Here is a 21,415-nt window from a genome sequence, read left to right on the forward strand (position 1 = left end):
AGCTGCGGTAGATACAGTGGGCGGAGCGGGGACGACGGTCACGTGGACGAGCAGCGACGCGAGGGTGTCGGTGGACAGCGCGGGGGAAGTATCCGTAGCAGCTGATACCACACCTGGCGACTATACCATCACAGCCACATCGACGGTGGATAGCAGCCAAAAAGGAACAGCCACGATAACGGTCACGGCGGCGCCGGCTATTAGCAGCGTAACCGTGAGCCCAAGCACAGCAAGCGTGGTGCAAGGAGGAAGCAAGCAGTTCACAGCTACGGTAGATGCGGTGGGCGGAGCGGGGACGACGGTCACGTGGACGAGCAGCAACGCAAAGGTGGCGGTGAACAGCACGGGTGAAGTAACCGTAGCGGCAGATACCACGCCTGGCGACTACACAATCACAGCCACGTCGACGGTGAGCAGCAGCAAAAAAGGGACAGCGACGATCACTGTGACGGCAGCTCCTGTCTATACAATCTCTGCAATAACGGATCAAACATTAACGGCCCTTACTCAAGGATACGTATCGGGTACCCAAGAAACGAGACCCGTTACTATCGTGAATAACGGTACTGGCGACTTAGCGAACCTGTCGGTTACGCTTAGGGGAGCAAACGCTAACGATTTTGTAATCACACAGCCGGACACTACGTTAACTAGCGGCGAATCAACAAGCTTTGATATTCATAGCAAGGATGGTTTGCTGGCAGACACCTACACGGCAACGGTCACCGTATCCGCCGATGACTTGACTCCTGTAACGTTTGTATTAACGCAAGCTGTGAACTTGCCGAATGCTCCTGCAAATCCGCAAAACCTTACGGCTGACGGAGGCAACCGTCAAATTACGCTGAGCTGGAATACCGTATCGGATGCCACGAAGTATCATATTTATATGGCAACGGATGCAGATCTAACGAGTATCATCGAAATAGCGACTGTCACATCTTCTACCTACAGCGTACAAGATCTGGTTAACGGCACCGCCTATTACTTTGTGGTAAAATCAGAAAACTTGGGTGGCTTAAGCGCGGCATCGAATCAAATAAGCGCGACTCCGTCAACGATCCCGGGAGAGCCGTCCAATGTGACAGCGGTCGCGGGTAACGGACAAGCTGTTGTTACGTTTACGGCTCCGAGCGATAATGGTGGAAGTACGATTACAGAATATGAAGTGACTGCTTCACCGGGAAATATAGTCATTATCGGGGGAGCAAGTCCGGTAACCTTCATAGGATTGACGAATGAAACAAGCTATACATTTACGGTAAAAGCGATCAACGGTGCGGGGAAAAGTGGAGCTTCCGCAGAATCGAACGCCGTCATTCCGAGAGCATCAACTACGCCATCTGAGCCCTCTGAGCCATCTCAACCTTCCGCTCCAACGACACCAGTCGATACGAGCACGGGCGTTGATATTCTAGTTAATGGGAAGGTCGAGAATGCGGGAACCGCTAAGATCGGGACGCGAGACAATCAGACCGAAATGACGGTGGTTGTGGATCAGAAAAAGCTGGATGAGAAGCTTGCAGCTGAAGGGCAACATGCCGTAGTCACGATTCCGATCAGCCAAAAATTCGATATCTTCGTTGGCGAACTGAACGGTCAAATGGTGAAGAACATGGAGAACAAGCAAGCCGTTCTGGAGTTCAAAACCGATTATGCGATCTACACGCTTCCAGCTCGACAAATCAATATAGGCGCTATATCCGAGCAGGTTGGTGCGTTAATAGCCTTGCAAGACATTAAGGTGCGAATTGAAATCGCGGTTCCGACAACGGATACGTTGAAGGTTGTGGATAGCGCTGCAGGCAATGGCCAATTCGCGCTTGTCGCCCAACCGCTGGACTTTACGGTGAGAGCCGTCTATGGCGATAAAATCGTTGAAGTAACGAAATTCGACGCCTATGTGCAAAGAACGATTGCCATTCCGGATGAAGTTGATCCGAGCAAGATTACTACAGGTGTTGTAGTTGAAGAGGATGGGTCAGTGCGTCATGTGCCGACAAAAGTCCAACATATCAATGGGAAGTATGAGGCCCAAATCAACAGCTTGACCAACAGTACGTATGCAGTCGTATGGCATCCGCTCGAATTTAGCGATGCGGCGGATCACTGGGGTAAAGCTGCTGTTAACGACATGGGATCTCGGATGGTCGTCGACGGAACGGGTAACGGCATGTTCAGTCCTGATCGAGAAATCACCCGTGCTGAATTTACAGCCATCATTGTTCGTGGATTAGGCCTTAAGCTGGAGAATGGAGCAACACCATTCTCGGATGTGGAACAGGCAGATTGGTACAGCAGTGCGGTCAATACGGCTTATTCATATCGGTTGATCAGTGGTCTTGAAGACGGTACGTTCCGCCCGAACGACACGATCACGAGAGAGCAAGCCATGGTTATTCTTGCCAAAGCGATAGCGTTAACCGGTTTGAAAGACGAGCTGTCCGAACAATCGGCAGACGCTATACTTCGTCCGTTTGAAGACGCGGCAGGAGTGTCCTCATGGGCGCACAGCAGCGTTGCGGACAATCTGCAGGCTGGCATTGTTTTTGGAAGAAACGAGACTTTACTTGCGCCGAAGGGCTACATGACCCGAGCTGAGGTGGCGACGATGATGCAGAGATTATTGCAAAAATCAGGTCTGATTTAAGTGATTATAGGAGGAATTCAGTTTTTTAGTTGAACACGTCGAGCTGCTTATTGGATATGATGGTGAATGAGGTACACCGTTTGTTTCACCGCCTCTTCGAAAGGGTAATAAGAACAAACAAGCATCATATCCTTCAGGAGGTGTTCCACTATGGAAGCAAACAACACGTTTCACGAAGCTGAGGAAATTGTTCTACAAAAGCAAGGCAATTCCTTCATCCTCAGCACCTTGTCAGGTAAGGTCGGCGAGATTACTTACAGGCTGGTCGATACCGATACCTGGGTAATTGATCATACCTACGTGGACCCGCGCTACCGTGGTCGTCAACTAGGTAAACAGCTGTTGGACGTGGTGGTCCAAGAAGCCCGCGACAAAGGGCGCAAGATTATCCCTTCCTGCTCCTTCGCGTTGGAGGAATTCAAGAAAAGTTCCACGTATGCCGATGTTTGGGACAACGATAAATCGGGGAGTGAGTTCTCCGATCCGTACAGCTCAGGCAGCGCCATAATGAGGCGATAGGGATTCGACACAAGCAGGCTAGCGTCCGACAGGATGCGTGCCTGCTTGTTTCTTTATGGCATCCTAGAGAATTTCCATATACATCCATTCAAAGGACTATATTGCTGATTCATGATCGAATCTTCGTTCGTTGTTTGTGGCTTACGAACGCAAGGTGGCAGCCTGTTCGTATTTAGATGTAAAGACTACAGCTAATTTGCCCGAATTAGACGTACGTTTGTGCTTAAATGGAAAAAGTGCATGTAATTTGTGTGAATTTTGAAGAATGGAGCAAATCGAAGGAATTTAACTACAGGATATCCAGTTAATCTTTCGAATCCGAGAAATTTGCTTCAAATAGATGGAGAAAATCCAGTTAGACTGCGGGAAACAGGGTTATTGCTGGTTTACTGCGCATCGGCTAGCAACGAAAAAGAGGCTGTATCCAAAAGTCTAAATTGACCTTTGGATACAGCCTCTTGCTGGTCTTAGCTATGCACATGTTAGGCTGTCGGTATGCCATCCTGATGATCTGTCAGGCATAATGCCAGCCTTTACAAGTTATTGCGATAGCGGGTGTTGGCGCCGCCTGTGCCGCTTACGTACCCGTAGTCCGGATCGTATGTATCCGCATTGAGCGACTTGTGGTCGCGGAAAACCCGATACGCTTGGTTGGCGAGTTCGGCGTCGTCGTCTACGAGGACGAGCACTTTGCCATTTTGAACATATTCGTCATAAAGCATCGCGTCTTTCTCGGGAATACCGAGTCCGATCAAGCCGCCGACCAGTCCGCCTGCGCTTGCCCCGACGGCTGCACCTGTTAAGGTCGCCACGATTGGACCTGCTACAAGGATGGGACCCAATCCAGGAATCGCCAAAGCGCCGATACTCACGAGCAGCCCCGTCACCCCGCCTAGTACGCCGCCTGTCGCCGCGCCTGTTGCAAGGCCTTCTTCCGCTTTGGTCGCGGTCGCTTCTTCAATGTGGTCCAGATCGCCGGGGTTGCGGCCCACTACCGAGAGTTCCTCTGAGTGATATCCCTCTGCCTTCAATTGGTTGATAACGCGAATCGCTTCTTCTTCCGTGTTGAATACGCCGATAATATGTTTGCTCATAGTAATCCCTCCTGGAAAGTTGAGTGATAGCAAGCCGCCTAGGGCGACTGTGGTATAAGATTACTTACCCATATACCCAGATATCAAACAACTTTTAATAGAGTAGAGTGAAAAACTTCAGATATTATTCCATCCCAGCTAGACCGGATCAATGATGTTGTTCCATTTTTCAAAAGGAGTTTAAGACGGAATGTCGAAAAAAGAGTAAATATACAAAAAATTCATGTACAGGATGTGTTTAGGTTGTCACGAGAGCAATTTGAACGTCTAGTCAAAAGATTGGAAGAAGAGGCCAAGAAAGCACCAAAGTTATATCTGCTTCGAGTATTTTCTCTCGTAGGACTTGGATTCGCCTATATTATTGTGATTATGGGGCTGCTTCTTGTGTTATCGTTATTGCTGCTTACCGTGCTTCTAAAAAGTCCCTTGTTGCTATTTAAGTTAGGCGTTCCTTTGTTTGCAGTGATTTGGATGATTTTACGATCGCTTAAAGTCAAATTCCATGCCCCTGAAGGGATTGCAATGACGCAGCAAAATGCACCACTATTGATGCAAGAAGTGAAATCATTAAACAAGATAGCAAAAAGCATCAAAATCCATAAAGTATTGTTGACCAATGAGTTTAATGCATCTGTTGTTCAAATTCCGCGTCTAGGCTTGTTTGGATGGCATAGGAACTACTTAATTATTGGTTTGCCACTCATGCAGGCATTGTCCCGCGAACAGTTTCGTGCGGTTCTTGCGCATGAATTAGGGCATTTGTCGCGTGCTCATTCCAAATTTCACGGTTGGATCTACCGCGTACGAAGAACATGGAATCAGTTGATGGAGCAGTTCTCGGAAAAGAAGCAAGGATGGAGCTTTCTATTTAAAGCTTTTATTCGGTGGTATGCACCCCAATTAAATGCTTATACCTTTGTTTTAGCCAGAGAGAATGAATACGAAGCGGATCGATTTGCTGCAAACTTAACAAGTCCAGCGGCTATGGCGGATGCTTTGGTACATATCTCGATTCAACATCGAAATCTAGACAATTATTTTTGGAATTCAATGGATAAACGTGCGATTGATGAGGAAGAACCACCTCTCGTATATCAGGAGATGCATCGTTTTTTCCGTGAGCCACAGGATAAGGCGGACACAAGGCTATGGCTGAATGAAGTGCTTCAAATTGAAACCGGCTATGTGGATACCCATCCCTCATTGAAAGATCGCTTGCGTTCGATTGGCCAGCAGGCTGAACCGCCTGTGTTAAGTGATATTTCATCGGCGGAGGCCCTCTTGGGGGATGCATTACATTCCCTGACGGATCAACTCAGCCAACAATGGAAAATGAATGTTCGCAAATCTTGGTCAGAGCGGTTCCAATACTATCAGCAAATAAAAGAACATCTCGAGCGTGTCAAGTACGATAAAAGGAAAGACATGACGCTCAATCAGGTATGGGAAATTGCACAAATGACGAATCAACTGTATGGAGAAACCGACGCTCTGCCCATCTACCAATATCTCATTTGGCGTGATCCTCATTTTGCTCCGGCTTATGCGGAAATGGGGGCCGCCCTTCTCATTACGGATGAAGAGGAGCAGCATCCACTTGGTGTTGAAGCCTTGAGGAAAGCGATGGAATTAGACCATGCCTTCACATTCGCAAGTTGTCGGCAATTGATTGCTTATTACGCCAAGTTGGGCAAAGAAGATAAAGTGAAGGAATATGTCGCCTATGGTCAGCAGTATGCGGAACGAGTTCAATTAGCGAACGCAGAGCGAGCGCAAGTCCGACATACAGATACGTTTATCCCTCATGAGTTATCTGAGCAGTTCATTATAAGGATTAAGAAAGAGCTTCAACTGTATCCGATTATTAAAGAGGCATATTTGGTTCGGAAGAAAGTCGAATATTTCCCTGAGAAAAATCATTACATCCTTATGCTCAAAGTGAAACGGCCCTTATTGGGGAATAAGAAGGCTTTTTATAGTAGTGTTGCGCAAAAAGTCGGGGAAGATAAGGTCTTGCCTGCGGATACGACCGTCATTTGTTTAAATTTACACAAGCGTTTTGCCAGAGTAGCTAGGCATACTCATAAACAATATGAAAGCCGTTTATTTGGGAAACAACGAGGAAGCAGCAGATTAAACCCAGTGAACGCATATCAAGGCATGTTGTCCGGCATGCTTAACAAGTCCGTCCATCAGGGGAACATGGGCAAAGTACGGCTATTGCTTGCAATTGGAGCCAATCCGAATCGTATCAAAAACAACGAAGCTCCTCTAACCATCGCAGCAAGTGAAGGAAAGATGGACATGATGCAAACCTTACTTTCGGCCAACGCACAGATTAACTTAACAAATGCCGATGGGAATACGGCCTTATTCTGGGCTGCTTATCATAACCGAATAGCGGCAGTAGAGTTCTTGCTTCAGCATGGCGCAGATACGAATATTCGATTTATATCAGGAAGGTCTGTTCTTTCGGCCGTTTGCATGCACGGGTATGACCGCATGCTCCGAATTTTGCTTGAACATGGCGCAAAACCGATCTTTACGTGCTATGACGGTGGGGAGACCCCTTTAATGGTGGCCACCTATAATGGGCGGTACACGTGCGTACAACAATTGCTGGATGTGCAGGCAGATCCGAATATTCGTGATAACAGGGGAAATACGGCGTTAAGCTATGCCCAGGAATACGGATTTAAAGAAATAGCAGGCCTGCTCAGACAATATGGCGCTGTACTTTAGGAGTCGAATCATTGCGATTTATGTAACCAAACCTATATACTGGATAAAGAACCCAATGAAGCATGTCTATTATCTATTTGAAAGGTGAGATAACCATGTCGATTGATTTATCCAAAGGTCAACGCATTGACCTAACCAAAACGAACCCAGGTCTAACCAAAATCATCGTAGGACTTGGCTGGGATACCAATAAATATAATGGCGGTGGAGATTTCGATCTTGATGCCTCCGCGTTTCTTCTTCATGAAGATGGTAAAGCCAAGTCAGCAGCAGATTTTGTTTTTTATAATAACCTTAAGGCTTATGACGGTGCTGTTGTTCACACTGGAGACAATCGTACGGGTGAAGGTGATGGTGATGATGAGAAAATCATGATCGATTTCGCTAAAGTACCAGCAGCTATCAGTCGAATTGGCATTACGGTTACGATACATGATGCACAACAACGCGGTCAAAATTTTGGACAAGTCAGTCATGCCTTCGTAAGGGTAGTGAATGATGCGAATAAGAATGAGATTCTTCGTTACGATTTAGGTGAAGATTTCTCCATTGAGACAGCAGTCGTCTTCTGCGAGTTTTATCGTCATGGAAGCGATTGGAAATTCCAAGCGGTAGGCAGTGGTTTCGCAGGTGGTTTGGCTGCGCTAGTTACGAACTATGGCTTGAGCTAGAGGTTGGCTTGTATAAGGTGGTTGCCTTCTGGTTGCCACCTTTATGTTTACATCTTTTACAAAGAAGGGTGAAGTCAACATGACCGTCGTTGCTGTAATCAAAGGACAAAAGGTAGATGTAACGAAAGTGCATGCATCGCTTACCAATCTGACTGTCTTTATCGGTTGGCAGGCTCCCAATCAAATTGAGCTCGATACTTCGGCCTTTTTACTTGCACAGAACAGTAAGGTTCGTGGTGATGAAGATCTTATCTTTTATGGAAACCCGAGCAATAGCTTTATGACATATATCGAGAAGCAAGCAAATGAAAGACAACTGAATATCGATCTGAAACGAGTGTTGACTGACGTTGATCGGATTGCTTTTACACTTACGATCTATGAAAGTGAAGCGAGGCGTCAAAATTTCAGTGGGGTCAGCAGCGTCTATCTTCGTTTCGTGAATCAAGCATCAGGGCAAGAAATACTTCGTTATGACTTGGGCAATCAGTTCTCCGTAGAATCGGCCATTGTTATAGGAGAATTATATAGATACAACGGTGAGTGGAAGTTTAGTGCAATCGGTGCTGGATACGCTGGAGGCCTTAAAGCGCTGTGTGCGAGCTATGGTGTTGTTGTAGATAATGAGCAGCCAACGTTGAAAGCTCCAGAAATTCAGATCGCGGCGCCGGAACCCAAACCGATACCGGAAAAGGGACCACAGATTAATCTTTCCAAAATTGTATTAACGAAAAAGGGAGATAAGATCAACCTCGAGAAGAAATCGGGCGGTCTAGGTGAAATTCTAATCAACCTGAATTGGAATCAACAACTGGCAGGCAATCGTGGCTTCTGGGGGGAATCACCTAGCGGAATCGATCTTGATTTAGCTTGTCTTTTCGAACTTAAAGATGGTAGAAAAGGATTGATTCAGGCGCTAGGCAATTCATTTGGATCGCTTACGCGTGAACCTTATATCGCTCTTGATGGGGATGATCGAACAGGTTCGGTTAAAACTGGAGAGAACATTCGAATTAATGGAACTAAGCTTGCCAATTTCAAGCGGATACTGATTTTTACCTTCATTTACGAGGGTGTGTCGAAATGGTCTGAGGCGGATGGCATAGTCACAATTAAGCAAAATGGCGGACCTGACATCATTGTTAATCTCGATGAGCATGATAACGATCTCCCGATGTGTGCTATCGCTTTAATTCAGAATGAGAAGAATGAAACGTTAAGTATTGAGCGAATTGTAAGGCACTTTCAGGGGCATCAAGAGTTGGATAAGGCCTATGACTGGGGTTTAAGTTGGGTCAGAGCGAGCAAGTAAAAACCAATAATCGAAGCTCGATGAGGTTGTCGTTGCAGGAGGTTAGGCTATGTTAGAATTTTCTTTTGAAATCATGTCAGATTCTAATATTAACATCGAATATATCTATGGCAGCGAACTGTTCAAGTTAAATCTTTTTCTGAAAAATGGTTACTGGACCATCCACCCCTTCGACGGAATGCTCCTTCAAAACCGAGAGTTATGCAAACTCGTCATTATTGATTTATTCAAAAATAAATATTTTCAAATCATGCTGGCGAAAGAAAATATTGCTTTGTCGAGTTTACGAACATCGATCGAATTGGAGCCGCCGAGAGAGCCTGAGGAATCTAATCCTGCTGAGCGTAGAGGGGGCAGATGGGAAGATCCTATTGATAAGTCAGAAGAATTCATTGGCAATCATTCCATTGAGGAGATTATCCAGATCGAGCATGATGTGCTTGAGCAACGAGTTACCTTTTACGCAGATTTGTTGAAGAAAATGTTCATGGATAACTATGGACCTGGAGATTATGAGTTTGATAAGGTGCAATCCCTGGTACGTATATTCAAGGAGTCACAAGGTAAGATGATCGAGCTTACGAATACAAAGTAGTCGCTAGGAATTACTGAGCAATAGACCTCACCTGCCACGAAATGGGCTAAGGAGGTCTATTTTTTCATGCTTTTATCACCTTTTTACATACGAGATCAAGAAAAGAGAAGTTTAGTCAAAAATGTCATATAACTGCCAAATGGTCTCTTACAAGAGAATTTCATTTTTGAAAAAATGTCTAATAGACGGCGTAGCCAGTCAAGTTCTACAGTTAGTACACGGGCCAATCGTACCAACAGGTATGAGCTGTATGGGTCATCGTTATAGATTCTATTTGGCGGGGAGGGGAAGAAAGAGCAGTTCTGAACGAAGGCAGATAGTGATTCTTAGGATATGCAAAACCTTGCACGATGAGGAATTACCGAGAGCATGCACAATCCTCTCATAGCTCGAACAGAAGGAGTGAAAATAACAATGCGAACTAACAGACAATGGAAAAAAATCGTTTCGTTACTTATTGCAAGCGCTCTCTTAATACCGAACGGGTTAATGGCGTCTGCCGCTGTTGGTAACAATGGGGTCGAGCTCGATAGCGTTTATTATAGTGATTTCGGTGATACGGTCGCACCGGACCCCATTAATTGGGGATTTGTAACAGCGAATGCTACAGTATCGATTAATACATATGAAGTGATGGGGAATAACACCCCGATGCTGCAGTTTACTCAAACGAACCAAAGCGGGGGGCGCGTAGCGACCAAGACCTTTGGTACTTCGGTTAAAGGCAGCCAAGTTCTCGTTGAATTTGATTGGTATCCTGGCAAGGTGAATGATAAAGCAGCTAGCAATCCTAGTGAAAACGGCGGCGAGTTTAGGATACTCGATAGTACTGGCAATACGGTATTTACGCTAAATAATACGAATAATGCACCTTTGCAATATTTTGCAGGAAAGCAGCCTGCCGCAAGTACGGGTATTACGAATCCGCAAGCGTGGTATAAGGTAGGGATTAATCTGGATGTGGAAAATGAGGTCGTCAAATTCAAGCTAACCGACAAAGCTGCGGGTACAAGTCAAGAATTCACGTCCTCGCTGAATGGTGTAGCTTTTGACGGTTCAGTCGCTTCGGTTAAATTGGTGGGCATGCGAACATCTGGCAATAACATTGCTTGGACGACTTACCTTGATAACTTCGGTGTGTATCATATGCCGATTCCAGAAAATCGTATTACGAAAGTAGATAAATTATCCTATCATACAGTGTATGTAGATCAAACGACACGGGATATCGATTCCATTGGTTTACCGCCATCCGTAAGTGTTACCCTAGCCAATAATAGTAAGGTAACCGTGCCTGTAAGTTCGTGGGTTAACGTAGGTAAATCTTGGAATCCCCATGAAGCGGGCATATACACGTTTAAGGGTGAACTAGCGGTTCCTGCAAGTCTGGAGAATGGTTTTGGCCGATATGCAACCCAATATGTATACAACCGTCTTACACCGCCAGATAATGCAAGACAGACAGAGTGGCTGGACAGAGGCGTTATTGCTTTACAATCCAATGAGGGCATATTCGTAAGCTGGCGTCTGCTTGCAGATGAGTATGACCGCGATGTGAAGTTCAATATTTACCGCAATGGGCAAAAGCTGAATACGTCACCATTGTCTGTGACCAATTTTGCGGACACGGCTGGTGTCGCCGGAGACACCTATGAAGTGGAGACGCTTGTCAATGGAAAGCCAGCAAAGGATAGAGAGGAAACATCAGCAGCAGCTAACGATTATCTCTCGATTCCGATGCAAAAGCCTGAAGGAGGAACAACGGCCACAGGCAGCTACACATATAGTGTCAATGACGCTGGCGTAGGGGATTTGGATGGAGACGGCGAGTATGAGGTCGTTGTGAAATGGTACCCATCTAACGCTATCGACAGTTCGCAGAACGCGATGACAGGGCCGACTATTTTTGATGCTTATAAAATGGACGGCACCTTATTGTGGCGGATGAATATGGGGCTTAACCTCACATCGGGCGCGCATTATCATCAATTTATCATCGCTGATTATGACGGGGATGGCAAAAGCGAATTCCTCATTAAAACGGCAGATGCAACGACCGTCTACGGGGTTACAGATGGCAAATTTGATAGCAGCAAGGTCATCAGCGTCATTGGTAATGCGGCAGATAATGGCAAGTGGGTAAATGAGTTCGGCCATATTTTCGGGGGGCCGGAGTACATTTCCGTATTCAAGGGTGAAACGGGTAAGGAGATCGACACCATTGATTATGCATTCCCGTTAGGGGATGTTGCCTCATGGGGAGACACCTGGCATAACCGTTCGGATCGGTTCCTTGCTGGATTAGCTTATTTGGATGGTAAGAAGCCAAGCGCCATCTATGGCAGAGGTTATTATGAACGGACTACGTATGTGGCCTATAGCTTAGTGCATGGCAAGCTCAAAGAAGAGTGGACCTTCGACTCCGCCCAAGCGGGTAGAGGGGCAGGCCTAGGCTTCCACAATCTGGCCATGGCGGATGTTGATAATGATGGTTTTGACGAAATTATTGCAGGATCGTTGACCCTGGATCAGGACGGCAGCATTCTCTATGAAATGGATGGCGAGATGCAGCGTGAACAAGGTTCGCATGGCGACGCGCTTCATGTAGGGGCATTTGATCCGGCTCGTGAAGGTTTGCAGGTTATGGCAGTACATGAAGTCCCTTCTGTAGCATCGGTAGAGCTTCATGATGCTGCAACAGGGGAAACACTGATGTCCTACAATGGTTACGTGGATACAGGACGTGGCTTGGCGGCAAATATTACCGCAAGCCCTGGTTTTGAGTTCTGGGGGACAGGAGGGACAACGCCAGCGTCGGGCGGAGGCATCTACAACGTACAGGGTCAGGTCGTAGCTGATAGCTTTAGAACGGCAGGCGTATCTGTGAACTTCTCTCTTCTCTGGGATGGGGATTTATTGAATGAGTTGCTGGATAATACATCAATATCAAAGTTTAATCCAACTACGAAGAAAGCTGAGCCTTTGAAAAGCTTTGCAGGCGTAGTCAGCAATAATGGAACAAAGGCGACTCCGACTTTACAGGCCGATATCCTAGGTGATTGGCGTGAGGAAGTTCTTTTGCCTACAACAGACAGCTCGGAACTGAGAATCTTCAGCACGACGATTCCTACGGAGTACCGGATGTATACGCTTATGCATGACCCGGTTTACAGAAACGGAATCGCATGGCAGAACACGGCGTACAATCAGCCGCCACATTTAAGCTTCTATCTCGGTGAAGACATCAGAGAGACGGTTCTAGCAGGAGGTTTGCAAGCGCCTAAAGTTGATTATACGGACAAGCACCACGATAAGAAGCCGAAGAAACCTAAAGATCCAAAAGATCCAAAAGATCCAAAAGATCCTAAGGGTCCAAAGGACCCGAAAGACCAAAAAGATTCTAAATGATGGAAAAACCCGCTCATGGAGCGGGTTTTTCTTACCAAATAAGCGTGTTGATGTGTTGGTGGCGAGTGGAGAGGGAGTAACTGGAGACGTAAAAGTATCAAATAGATGGATTTTATACAGTTATATTTCGGGAGTATTCGATCAAACGCGTAACAGATGGAGAACCTACAGCTAATTTTAACCATTTTACCCGATCTGAACAAAAGAGGTAGTTTTAACTACATATTTTACAGTTATATCGAGTTTTCGAAGAAATTTCTCGTAAATAGCTGTATGTTTTCCAGTTCATACACCAACGCCGTCTGAAATCTCGTGTGATAGAAAGTGCATAACGCTTACCCGTGGCGTCTCTCCCTACCTTTACAAACAGAAACTTAACACAACTGTAATATCTTTCTCCGTTAGATCGATATGTCCGTGTTCGTTTCGGTTTAATTGATATCCGTTCTCTTCGATCCCCTTACATATACGAAATAGCCGATGTTCATCCATTTGGATTAACTTTGCGAAATGTGCTAGATACATGGGCTTATCATTTAGAGAAATCATTCTACCTACCTACTCTCTGTGAGGTTTTTTTGCGACTTAGCATTAAATTAACAAGAATAGGTTGAAAAGTATCAGGAAAATTGTCGTCGATACGTTCGAAATAGGGATTGTTTGGTAGTTTGTCACAAACCGTGGTTAGGTAGTCAGAGGTGAACGAGAAAAAACAAAAGGCCGCCGCATCATAGCGACAGCCTACTTACATGAATTTTGCTAAGCATGTACCAATTGTTTATCCACAGCCCCACGGTATACACCGTTTCGACCGTTCCTTTTGGCCTGGTATAGGGCCTTGTCACACGTGGAGTAAAGCTCCTCAAGATGTGTCCGTTCATCCGGGATGACCGTGAGAACTCCTAAACTAATGGTATAGGAAAGCTGTAATCCGGGAACTAGCGCACCTTCTGCGGCCTGTCTAAGCTTCTCAGAATAAAGCGAGGAGTCTCGCTCATCCATGCCAGGCACGATGATGGCAAATTCGTCACCGCCGTATCTGGCGAAAAGATCATCAGCGCCGAGTTGCTCCTTCATTCGTTTCGTGAGGTCGACGAGCACTTGATCGCCCGTATCATGACCGAATGTATCATTGATGGACTTGAAATTATCAATATCAAATAGCAGCAAGGTGATTGGTTTCTGCATTTTCGCGTAAGAAGTAATGTATTGATTGGTACGTGTGATGAACGTCCTGCGGTTCAGTGTACCGGTTAAATCGTCATAATTGGCCAGCCGAATAAGTGCTTGGTCGGTTTGTTCTTTCATCAAGAGAATGAATCCCGTATTTCCCGCAATCATGACGAAATATTGGCCTAGTAGGACCATGGTCTGATTACCGTTCATATGATAAAAGCTTATCAACGTTTCGAAGAATACGGCACTAACGGCTCGAATCAGAAGAAATACCAAGACTGTAAGGTACAGATAGCCTAGCACATGGGTCACCATGGAAGCGGCTCGTTTTTGAATCATTTTGTATGCGGGTATGAGGAGGCTCGTAGCGACACCCATGGAAACAAAGAAAATTCTGAGCTTCTCTACGTTGTCGAAAAGAAGGATGGAATGGAAGCCGACAATGTTGAAAATTGTCAAAGCAATATACAGGTTACGCGTCAGCTTGCTCAGGATATTCTGAATTTTCAGCACGGAAATGGTTTCAAAGGCATAACCGATAAAAAGTGATGAGTTCACAAGAGAAATTGTAAGTGTATCCGATAGACCGTCACGGAGGATGAAGATCACCCACGCAGTGGCTTGTAAGCATTTTGCATAGAAAAAGTATCTGATTGTACTTTCGTTCTTATGTTGACGCCAGTAGGCGATTATGAACACGGCTGTAAATAGGTGGCCGATGACCAGTGTCAACAGGATGGTTTTCATATCTAGAAGTAGATCCATTTTGAACCTCATCTGACTGTTAGAAGTTTTTGGATGTTCTCAAAAAAATTGTCGAATACCACTACTTTACCATAAAATTGAAGTGGTTTGCTTCGAATTTTTGCTAACGATCATTTTCGAGTCGATTCGACTGCACAAACCAAATATTCCTTGAAATGTATGGAACAAGTGTGTCACTATAGACCTATATAGACATAAATTGAATGATGGTGATTTGGGATGAATTATTCGGGACGAATCGTTATAATTTCGGTCGTTTTAGTCACGATTGTAGCCTTAAGAACCTACGGTACGATGTATTATAATTTTCCTTCTCTTCAGTTCCCTGTCGCTGGCATATTGATTTTATTGGCAAGCTGGGTGCTAGGCACGCAGTATGATCGATTGAAGTTCCTCTCAGAGAAAGATAACCTTACAACACTGTATAACAGAAGATTCATCCTCGAAGCCTTTCCTAAGCTCACTACTTCGGTGGAGCGCAGACAAGGGCAGTTGATTTTATATTTTATTGATGTCGACAACTTCAAATTAATTAACGATTCTCGCGGTCACAAGATCGGTGATCAAGTTCTGCAGCGTATCGCGAATGTCTTACTACTCGATTTACAGAAAAAAGATTTAGCCGCACGGTGGGCGGGGGATGAATTTCTGATCTTATCGACGTCTACGGATGCGTCCAAGAAAGAAGTATTGATCAGTCATATTCAGAATGAATTAAAGCTAGCTTCGCGAGAGTTCAATTTGGAAATATCCGTATCGATCGGGACGGCTGTGTATCCTGACGATGCGCGAACGTTGGATGATTTACTACATGCAGCGGATCTCGATATGTACTCTTTGAAGTTAGACAGGAAAAATACGAACCATTGTGGCTAGAGCCAATAAATAGAATAGTAAGAGCCTGTCACTTTAGTAGGGTGACAGGCTCTTCTTCATGTTAGAGTGGTTATTGCGTATTTATAACGCCCGCATCCGATTATTTCTTGGATTGTGTTCGACTTCTGCAAGACCAAGTACCTCCATTAATGGGGGAACATACATGCCGAATCTGCCGCGGAAGCCTTTCTTCAAGCCATACCAACCTCCAATGGGGTTTTCAGGAGAGCGCCCCCAAGCTTCAACCGTGCCTTCTTTGGCTGGCTTCTGCTCATCAGCGCTACCTAGCTCGATCCAATCTCCATGCTGTTTGAGCATCTCTTGTAAGTCATGAATGCAACGGTAGTCGTAATGCAAAACGGTTTTACCTACCGTGCAAACAAGGATGGTTTTGCCATCTTTTTCGTCTTTATACATCTCATATTCGGAGGTTTGTGGAGGTGTTTTTAAGGACCATGGATTTTCTTTCGTACCGATCACTGTCGACATTGGAATGACTCCTCTGATTTCGTATTTATACTCATGTACAGAATATATCAAATGAAGAAACACAACAAGAAGAAGCACCCGCGAGGGTGCTTCTTCTTGTTGATGAGTGCAAACACCGATATTACGATTTGTTCGGGACAGCACACGTGCCGTCCAAACAAGCCTCATCGCTGGCTGCTTCTACAACCTGTTTCGGCTGCTCGGCATCCCAGAGCTGTTGCATAGCGTTTAAGTAAACGCCGCTTGCTTGAGCCCCGGATATGGCATGCTTGCCGTTAATGACATAATACGGAACGCCGCGGATTCCCATTCGGCTGCCATTCTCTTCTTCGGTCCGCACCGACTGGGCGAACTGATCACTCGCGAGAACGGACAAAGCTTCTTCCCGGTCGATTCCCACGGCTGCAGCGATGTCCGCAAGGATACTGTGGTCGCTTATGTTTGTGGATTCTGTGAAATAGGCGCGGAACAACAACTCGGATATAACGGCGCCTTTGCCCTGTTTCTCAGCAAAAAGCCGTAAACGATGAGCATCGAACGTGTTCGTCAGCACGAGGCTATCGAATTGAAAGTCGAGCCCTTCTACCGCCGCTTGCTGACGCATCTTCTCATTCATAGCGATAGCTTCCTGACGGCTCATGCCGTAGCGGGAAGAGAGCATATCATAGACGTCATGCGGAACGCTTTTGGGTGCGTGACGGTCTAGCTCGAAGCTGCGATAGACAACTTCAACCTGATCGCGGTGTGCAAACTCCGCTAGGGCTTGCTCAAAGCGGCGTTTGCCAATGTAACAGAACGGACAAGCAAAGTCCGACCAAATTTCAACTTGCATGAGGTTCACCTCTTTGTTGAGTTAATATAAGGATTATTTATTGAATAATAACGCAATACTTTCATGAATGGAAGTTGGTTTTTTCCCGATGAGCTTCTCCAGGTCCGTGGACGTGCGTCCTTCTGTTCCTGCAGCCATTTTGCTGTCAATGGCAACTAGGAACTGAACGAGACCTTCAGGCAGTCCAGCCTGAATCATACCTGCGGAGGAGTCAGCGTCAGAGACGGATTGGTAAGCTACTTTTTTACCGGATACGTGAGATAAAATGTCTGCTAATTGCTCGTAGCTCCACGACTCGGATGACGCTAACTCGTAGATTTGGCCTTGATGTCCATCTTCGGCAAGAACAGCAGCAGCAGCCAAGGCTAAGTCATCGCGTGTCGCTGTATTAATTTTACCTGTGCCTGCTGAATTTATGATGCTGCCGTTATCGATGTAAGCTTGCAAGCTTGGATTAACATAAAGCTCCTGATACCACGTATTGCGCAGGATCGTTGTTGGAATGCCTGATGCCTTCAGCGCGAATTCGGTTGCTAGATGTACGTTAGCCAGAGGGGCGAAAGCATCGACATCTGCATAGGCGAAACTCGTGTAGACAATGTGGGGAACGCCTGCTTTATGGGCCGCTTCAATTGCACTAACATGTTTACGAACACGACTGATCGACTCATCTTGCGGGGAAGAAATCAGCAAAAGCTTAGATGCATCCGCATAAGCTTGCTCCAGTGAGGCTGGATCATCCCAATCCCCATATCGAACTTCAATGCCTAGCTCTGCAAATTCAGCGGCTTTTTCTGTGTTACGAACACTAACAGCAATCTCGCTTGCTGGAACTTTTGCTAATAAATGCTTGACGACTAATTTCCCTAATTCACCTGTTGCTGCGGTAACGATGATTTTTGACATCATGGACGTCCTCCTATTTATATAAAATGTTGTTGGATAATTCGGCATAGTCATATATTATTATAGTAGCTAGAAATATGTAAGTAGTCATTAAAAAATGACCTAGTCATAAAAATAGAACCATCAAGGAAGGAGCGGGATTGCGTATGTCTCGGACAACATTTCAGGGGGAAATTCCAGAGGAACAAATCGAAGTCTGCCCCGTTACCGCCACCCAAAATGTCATTGCAGGGAAGTGGAAAATCCTTATTCTATGGCATTTAAGGGAAACGAGGAGATTCGGTGAGCTGCAGCGACTGGTGCCAGGGGTATCCAAGGGCATACTGACGTCGCAGTTGAGAGAGTTAGAAAAGGATGATATGGTTCACCGGAAAGTCTATCAGGAGGTTCCGCCGAAGGTTGAATACTCACTGACGGAAGCAGGACGAAGCTTCATACCGATCCTCGAGCGTATGGGGGAGTGGGGGAAGAAGTACGGGATGATGAGTAAAAAGAGTGGTGAGTGAACGCCGCGAAAAGCACTTAGAAGCAAATAGAGCTTGCGGAGGTATAGCAAAGACGACTTGCAGGTAGGATGTAAGAGAGAGAATCTTAAACGAACTTGAACAGCGTCGGGCGTGGCGATCGTGCAGAAAAGTTAGTTAGTCATTTCCGGTTGAAGTATCCGATCAGATCTGCTTTTATAGATGAGTTGGATAAAATTAAGTTCAAGTAGAATAACCCCCGACTGTGAGAGTCGGGGGTTTATTTGGGTTAACTAGTAAAGTTAACGTATTTGTAGAAGTTCACTTACTGTGGATTCGCAATAATCTTCCCGTTTTGCCATTCGAATTCATACTCAAATTGTTCGGTGGAGTCATAAAGGGCTGGCGAGTACGGACCAACAATGTGTTTGTCTGTACGTTGATCTATAAGCTGATCGGGCTGACTCTCTTTGGCAGCAACACCTAAAACCGATAGGGACACTATACAGAAAAATACGAAACCTATTTTGGCTGTCATCGTCGGATGCCTCCGTTACAATAAGATATCTTCATCATATGTTGCTTATGTCAGTGCAGTATTAGCGGAAAGTAAAGAGATTGTATTCTTTTATTCTTACCCAACTCCCCAGAAATGAAACAGGTGAGCTAAGTTTCGACCGATATCAACGACGTAGTCCGATTTCTCCAAACTAAAACGAGGATAGCTTTTAAAAAAAGACTAAATTTGGAAGCGTTTTCAAGTACTCCAGACATTACTTAAATACATTTTGACCTCTGTTCAAACTCTTATAGTAAGAAAGCATAGATTCATATATAATTTAGGAGAAAAATGTCGAAATCATAGATATAATCTACGTTTTACATAATGGGGGAGCAGGTAGCGTGAAACGTAAATTGTGGCAGCAAATTGGAATAGGGATCGTCGGAGGTGTTCTTGCAGCCGTTGGGCTTGCCGCGTATATCCCTTCAAATACAGAGATGAATGACTCTCCGAATATGGGTAAGCGTCATGCTATGATTCGACTGGAGGATGTCGGACTTGGCGGCGACTATAACACCCTCGAAGGCCTAGGGAAATTGCGGGCCGTCATGACCTATATTGAGTCTGAGCACGTGCCTTTTCATGTTGCTGTGATTCCAAGAAGAATGAGCTTGCAAGATGACGGTGTCTGGAAGGAAAAGGGTATTGACGATCCAAATCCTGACGAAGTAGTAAGCGCATTCATTAAACTCCTCCAACAGGCAGAGCATCAAGGCGGCGTATTGGGTATGCACGGGTACCGGCATCAATATGGTGAGACGTATCGCTCAGATGGCGAGCAAAATTCAGGAATAGGCTCAGAATTTAACATTAAAGATGCACCGGAAACGCAAGAGCTCTCTTATGCGGCGGAACGGATGAAAGAAAGCTTAGCTGCCTTTGCTGGAGCAGGTTTACATCCCGCGTTCTGGGAGTCTCCCCACTATAAAGATACCCATGAGCAACAGGCAGTGTTTCGTTCCTTCGTCGGCCTTATGTATCAACCGGATCTCTACGCCAAAAACGCACGTGATGATATGAATACCTATGATACGATCAATACGTACGGACAAGATAGTTTGGGTTCAGTCTATGTCCCTGCGCCATATCGCTATATAAGTGATGCTGCATCGGTTGACCGGATGTTGGAGAAGGCAGCGAAGGATGACGGACTAGCCTCCTTTTACTTCCATCCGTTTTTGGAATTCTCGCACCTAGAGCCTGTAATGGCCGCAGATGGAAACCCAGAAGAGAAGGATGGTATTCCCGTCTATCAATATAAAGAGGGAGACACAGGCTCCTACTTGCATAAATTGATTACCGGTTTCAAAAAGCTAGATTATCGCTGGATGTCACTGCATGATATCGTCCCTTTCACCCCAGCGCATCGCGTGATGCTGCCACCAAGAACGAAGCTGCAAAATGTCATGCTTGGCGATGTTACAGGCCGCGGACATTCGGATGTCGTTGTACGCCAGCTGCATCGCGTTCTGGTTATTCCGGGGAATTACGATATGCCGAGAAATCGCCAGCAGGAAGCTTCACAAGTATGGTTAAGAGAAACGTTTACGCCCGATGAGTCACTCCTACTCGTCGATGTTAATGGTGATGGGAAGCAAGATCTGCTTGCGTATAACACAGAAACGGGGAATGTGCGGGTGGCCATAGCGGATAAGCGACAGTTTCTGCCAGTCCGCACAATCGGTGCTTTACCAATAGGACTTTCTTCTGTTCGCGCACTCCGATCTAGTCATGGCATGGGCTTAATTGCCAAAGGAGACAAGGGACTTGTGCAAGTTAACCTGTTAAATCAGCAGTTGACGTATACAGAGTCAAACACGAAGCTGCCCGAGGATGCAGAAATTTTCACAGCCCAATTGCAGGACACTGATAAAGATGATGATATCCTGTGCGTCTCGCATAAGGAGAATCGCGTATCCATTATGTATCATCAAGGGCAAGGGGGGTTCGCTGATCCGCAGACCGCAGGCGGGGTTTCCTTTGGAAGTAGCGACCAGCTGCTGGTTGGCGATACGAATGGCGACGGGCGAGGCGATTTAATTGCCTATACGGCGGAGACGGGCATTTGGCGGGTATTCCAGAACGAGGGCGAGAACTATTTTCAGCCACTGGATAACGAATTTGGACCCTGGGCACAAGGGAAGGAACGACGGGCAATGGTCGCTGATTTTGACGGCAATCGGAAGATGGACATCAGTTCTTATAATGAAACGGAGCATGTGTTGGATTTGGCGCTTTCGTTTCGAAGTGGAACGCCTTAGTCACGATAAAAAAAGCACCCTGAGGGGGTGCTTTTTTCTTTGCGAATTGACCAGAGCGTGTACCATGCAATCTGATATAATAGGATGTGTACA

Annotated in this window: 16 protein-coding genes; 10 read left to right on the forward strand and 6 right to left on the reverse strand. The window is 45.8% G+C overall.

Annotated features, from left to right (window positions below; translation table 11 throughout):
• Both ACSQ8O_RS31975 and ACSQ8O_RS31980 read left to right on the forward strand, forming a co-directional pair.
• Positions 1-2,650 (forward strand): S-layer homology domain-containing protein (locus tag ACSQ8O_RS31975; RefSeq protein WP_436244991.1); only part of this gene is annotated, 2,650 nt, incomplete at its 5' end.
• 150 nt (positions 2,651-2,800) lie between these two features.
• Positions 2,801-3,169, forward strand: coding sequence for a GNAT family N-acetyltransferase (locus tag ACSQ8O_RS31980; RefSeq protein ID WP_436244992.1), 369 nt, complete (start codon positions 2,801-2,803; stop codon positions 3,167-3,169).
• A 533-nt stretch (positions 3,170-3,702) separates the two neighbouring features.
• On the opposite strand, the gene ACSQ8O_RS31985 is transcribed toward ACSQ8O_RS31980, so the two are convergent.
• Positions 3,703-4,263, reverse strand: coding sequence for a general stress protein (locus ACSQ8O_RS31985; protein WP_436244993.1), 561 nt, complete (start codon positions 4,261-4,263; stop codon positions 3,703-3,705).
• 243 nt (positions 4,264-4,506) lie between these two features.
• Between ACSQ8O_RS31985 and ACSQ8O_RS31990 the strand changes: the two genes are divergently transcribed.
• From ACSQ8O_RS31990 to ACSQ8O_RS32010, 5 genes are all read left to right on the forward strand, one after another.
• On the forward strand, positions 4,507-7,005 hold the full coding sequence (locus ACSQ8O_RS31990) for an ankyrin repeat domain-containing protein (protein ID WP_436244994.1): 2,499 nt from the start codon (positions 4,507-4,509) through the stop codon (positions 7,003-7,005).
• A 95-nt stretch (positions 7,006-7,100) separates the two neighbouring features.
• Positions 7,101-7,676, forward strand: a complete 576-nt coding sequence (locus ACSQ8O_RS31995) for a TerD family protein (RefSeq protein WP_056611141.1) — start codon at positions 7,101-7,103, stop codon at positions 7,674-7,676.
• A gap of 43 nt (positions 7,677-7,719) precedes the next feature.
• Positions 7,720-8,988: a TerD family protein gene (locus ACSQ8O_RS32000; protein WP_436244995.1), complete on the forward strand. Its 1,269-nt coding sequence runs from the start codon at positions 7,720-7,722 to the stop codon at positions 8,986-8,988.
• Positions 8,989-9,037: 49 nt separating this feature from the next.
• The gene (locus tag ACSQ8O_RS32005; RefSeq protein ID WP_436244996.1) at positions 9,038-9,583 is read left to right on the forward strand and encodes a hypothetical protein; all 546 of its coding nucleotides are present in this window, start codon (positions 9,038-9,040) and stop codon (positions 9,581-9,583) included.
• Positions 9,584-9,997: 414 nt separating this feature from the next.
• Positions 9,998-12,991, forward strand: a complete 2,994-nt coding sequence (locus ACSQ8O_RS32010) for a rhamnogalacturonan lyase (RefSeq protein WP_436244997.1) — start codon at positions 9,998-10,000, stop codon at positions 12,989-12,991.
• A 759-nt stretch (positions 12,992-13,750) separates the two neighbouring features.
• Here the strand turns inward: ACSQ8O_RS32010 and ACSQ8O_RS32015 are convergent.
• Entirely contained in the window at positions 13,751-14,932 is a 1,182-nt protein-coding gene (locus ACSQ8O_RS32015; RefSeq protein WP_436244998.1) for a diguanylate cyclase, read from the reverse strand.
• A 219-nt stretch (positions 14,933-15,151) separates the two neighbouring features.
• Here ACSQ8O_RS32015 and ACSQ8O_RS32020 point away from each other — a divergent pair, with 219 nt between their 5' ends.
• On the forward strand, positions 15,152-15,808 hold the full coding sequence (locus ACSQ8O_RS32020; protein WP_056611119.1) for a GGDEF domain-containing protein: 657 nt from the start codon (positions 15,152-15,154) through the stop codon (positions 15,806-15,808).
• A gap of 81 nt (positions 15,809-15,889) precedes the next feature.
• On the opposite strand, the gene ACSQ8O_RS32025 is transcribed toward ACSQ8O_RS32020, so the two are convergent.
• The 3 genes from ACSQ8O_RS32025 to ACSQ8O_RS32035 form a co-directional block, all read right to left on the reverse strand.
• Positions 15,890-16,297 carry a DUF6855 family protein gene (locus ACSQ8O_RS32025; protein ID WP_436244999.1) on the reverse strand — a complete coding sequence of 136 codons (408 nt, stop codon included), beginning with the start codon at positions 16,295-16,297 and terminating at the stop codon, positions 15,890-15,892.
• A gap of 121 nt (positions 16,298-16,418) precedes the next feature.
• The gene (locus ACSQ8O_RS32030; protein ID WP_436245000.1) at positions 16,419-17,129 is read right to left on the reverse strand and encodes a DsbA family oxidoreductase; all 711 of its coding nucleotides are present in this window, start codon (positions 17,127-17,129) and stop codon (positions 16,419-16,421) included.
• Between the two features lie 33 nt (positions 17,130-17,162).
• Entirely contained in the window at positions 17,163-18,038 is an 876-nt protein-coding gene (locus tag ACSQ8O_RS32035) for an SDR family oxidoreductase (protein ID WP_436245001.1), read from the reverse strand.
• 143 nt (positions 18,039-18,181) lie between these two features.
• Between ACSQ8O_RS32035 and ACSQ8O_RS32040 the strand changes: the two genes are divergently transcribed.
• Positions 18,182-18,541 (forward strand): winged helix-turn-helix transcriptional regulator, encoded by a 360-nt coding sequence (locus ACSQ8O_RS32040; RefSeq protein WP_056611105.1) that lies wholly within the window; start codon positions 18,182-18,184, stop codon positions 18,539-18,541.
• Positions 18,542-18,824: 283 nt separating this feature from the next.
• Here ACSQ8O_RS32040 and ACSQ8O_RS32045 read toward each other — a convergent pair whose 3' ends face one another.
• Positions 18,825-19,037, reverse strand: a complete 213-nt coding sequence (locus tag ACSQ8O_RS32045) for a hypothetical protein (RefSeq protein ID WP_056611102.1) — start codon at positions 19,035-19,037, stop codon at positions 18,825-18,827.
• Positions 19,038-19,402: 365 nt separating this feature from the next.
• Here ACSQ8O_RS32045 and ACSQ8O_RS32050 point away from each other — a divergent pair, with 365 nt between their 5' ends.
• A complete protein-coding gene (locus ACSQ8O_RS32050; RefSeq protein WP_436245002.1) occupies positions 19,403-21,322 on the forward strand; it encodes a DUF2334 domain-containing protein in 1,920 nt (639 codons plus the stop codon).
• Positions 21,323-21,415: the final 93 nt, after the last annotated feature.

It is taken from the genome of Paenibacillus sp. LjRoot56 (assembly GCF_964253335.1).
Classification (GTDB): domain Bacteria; phylum Bacillota; class Bacilli; order Paenibacillales; family NBRC-103111; genus Paenibacillus_E; species Paenibacillus_E allorhizoplanae.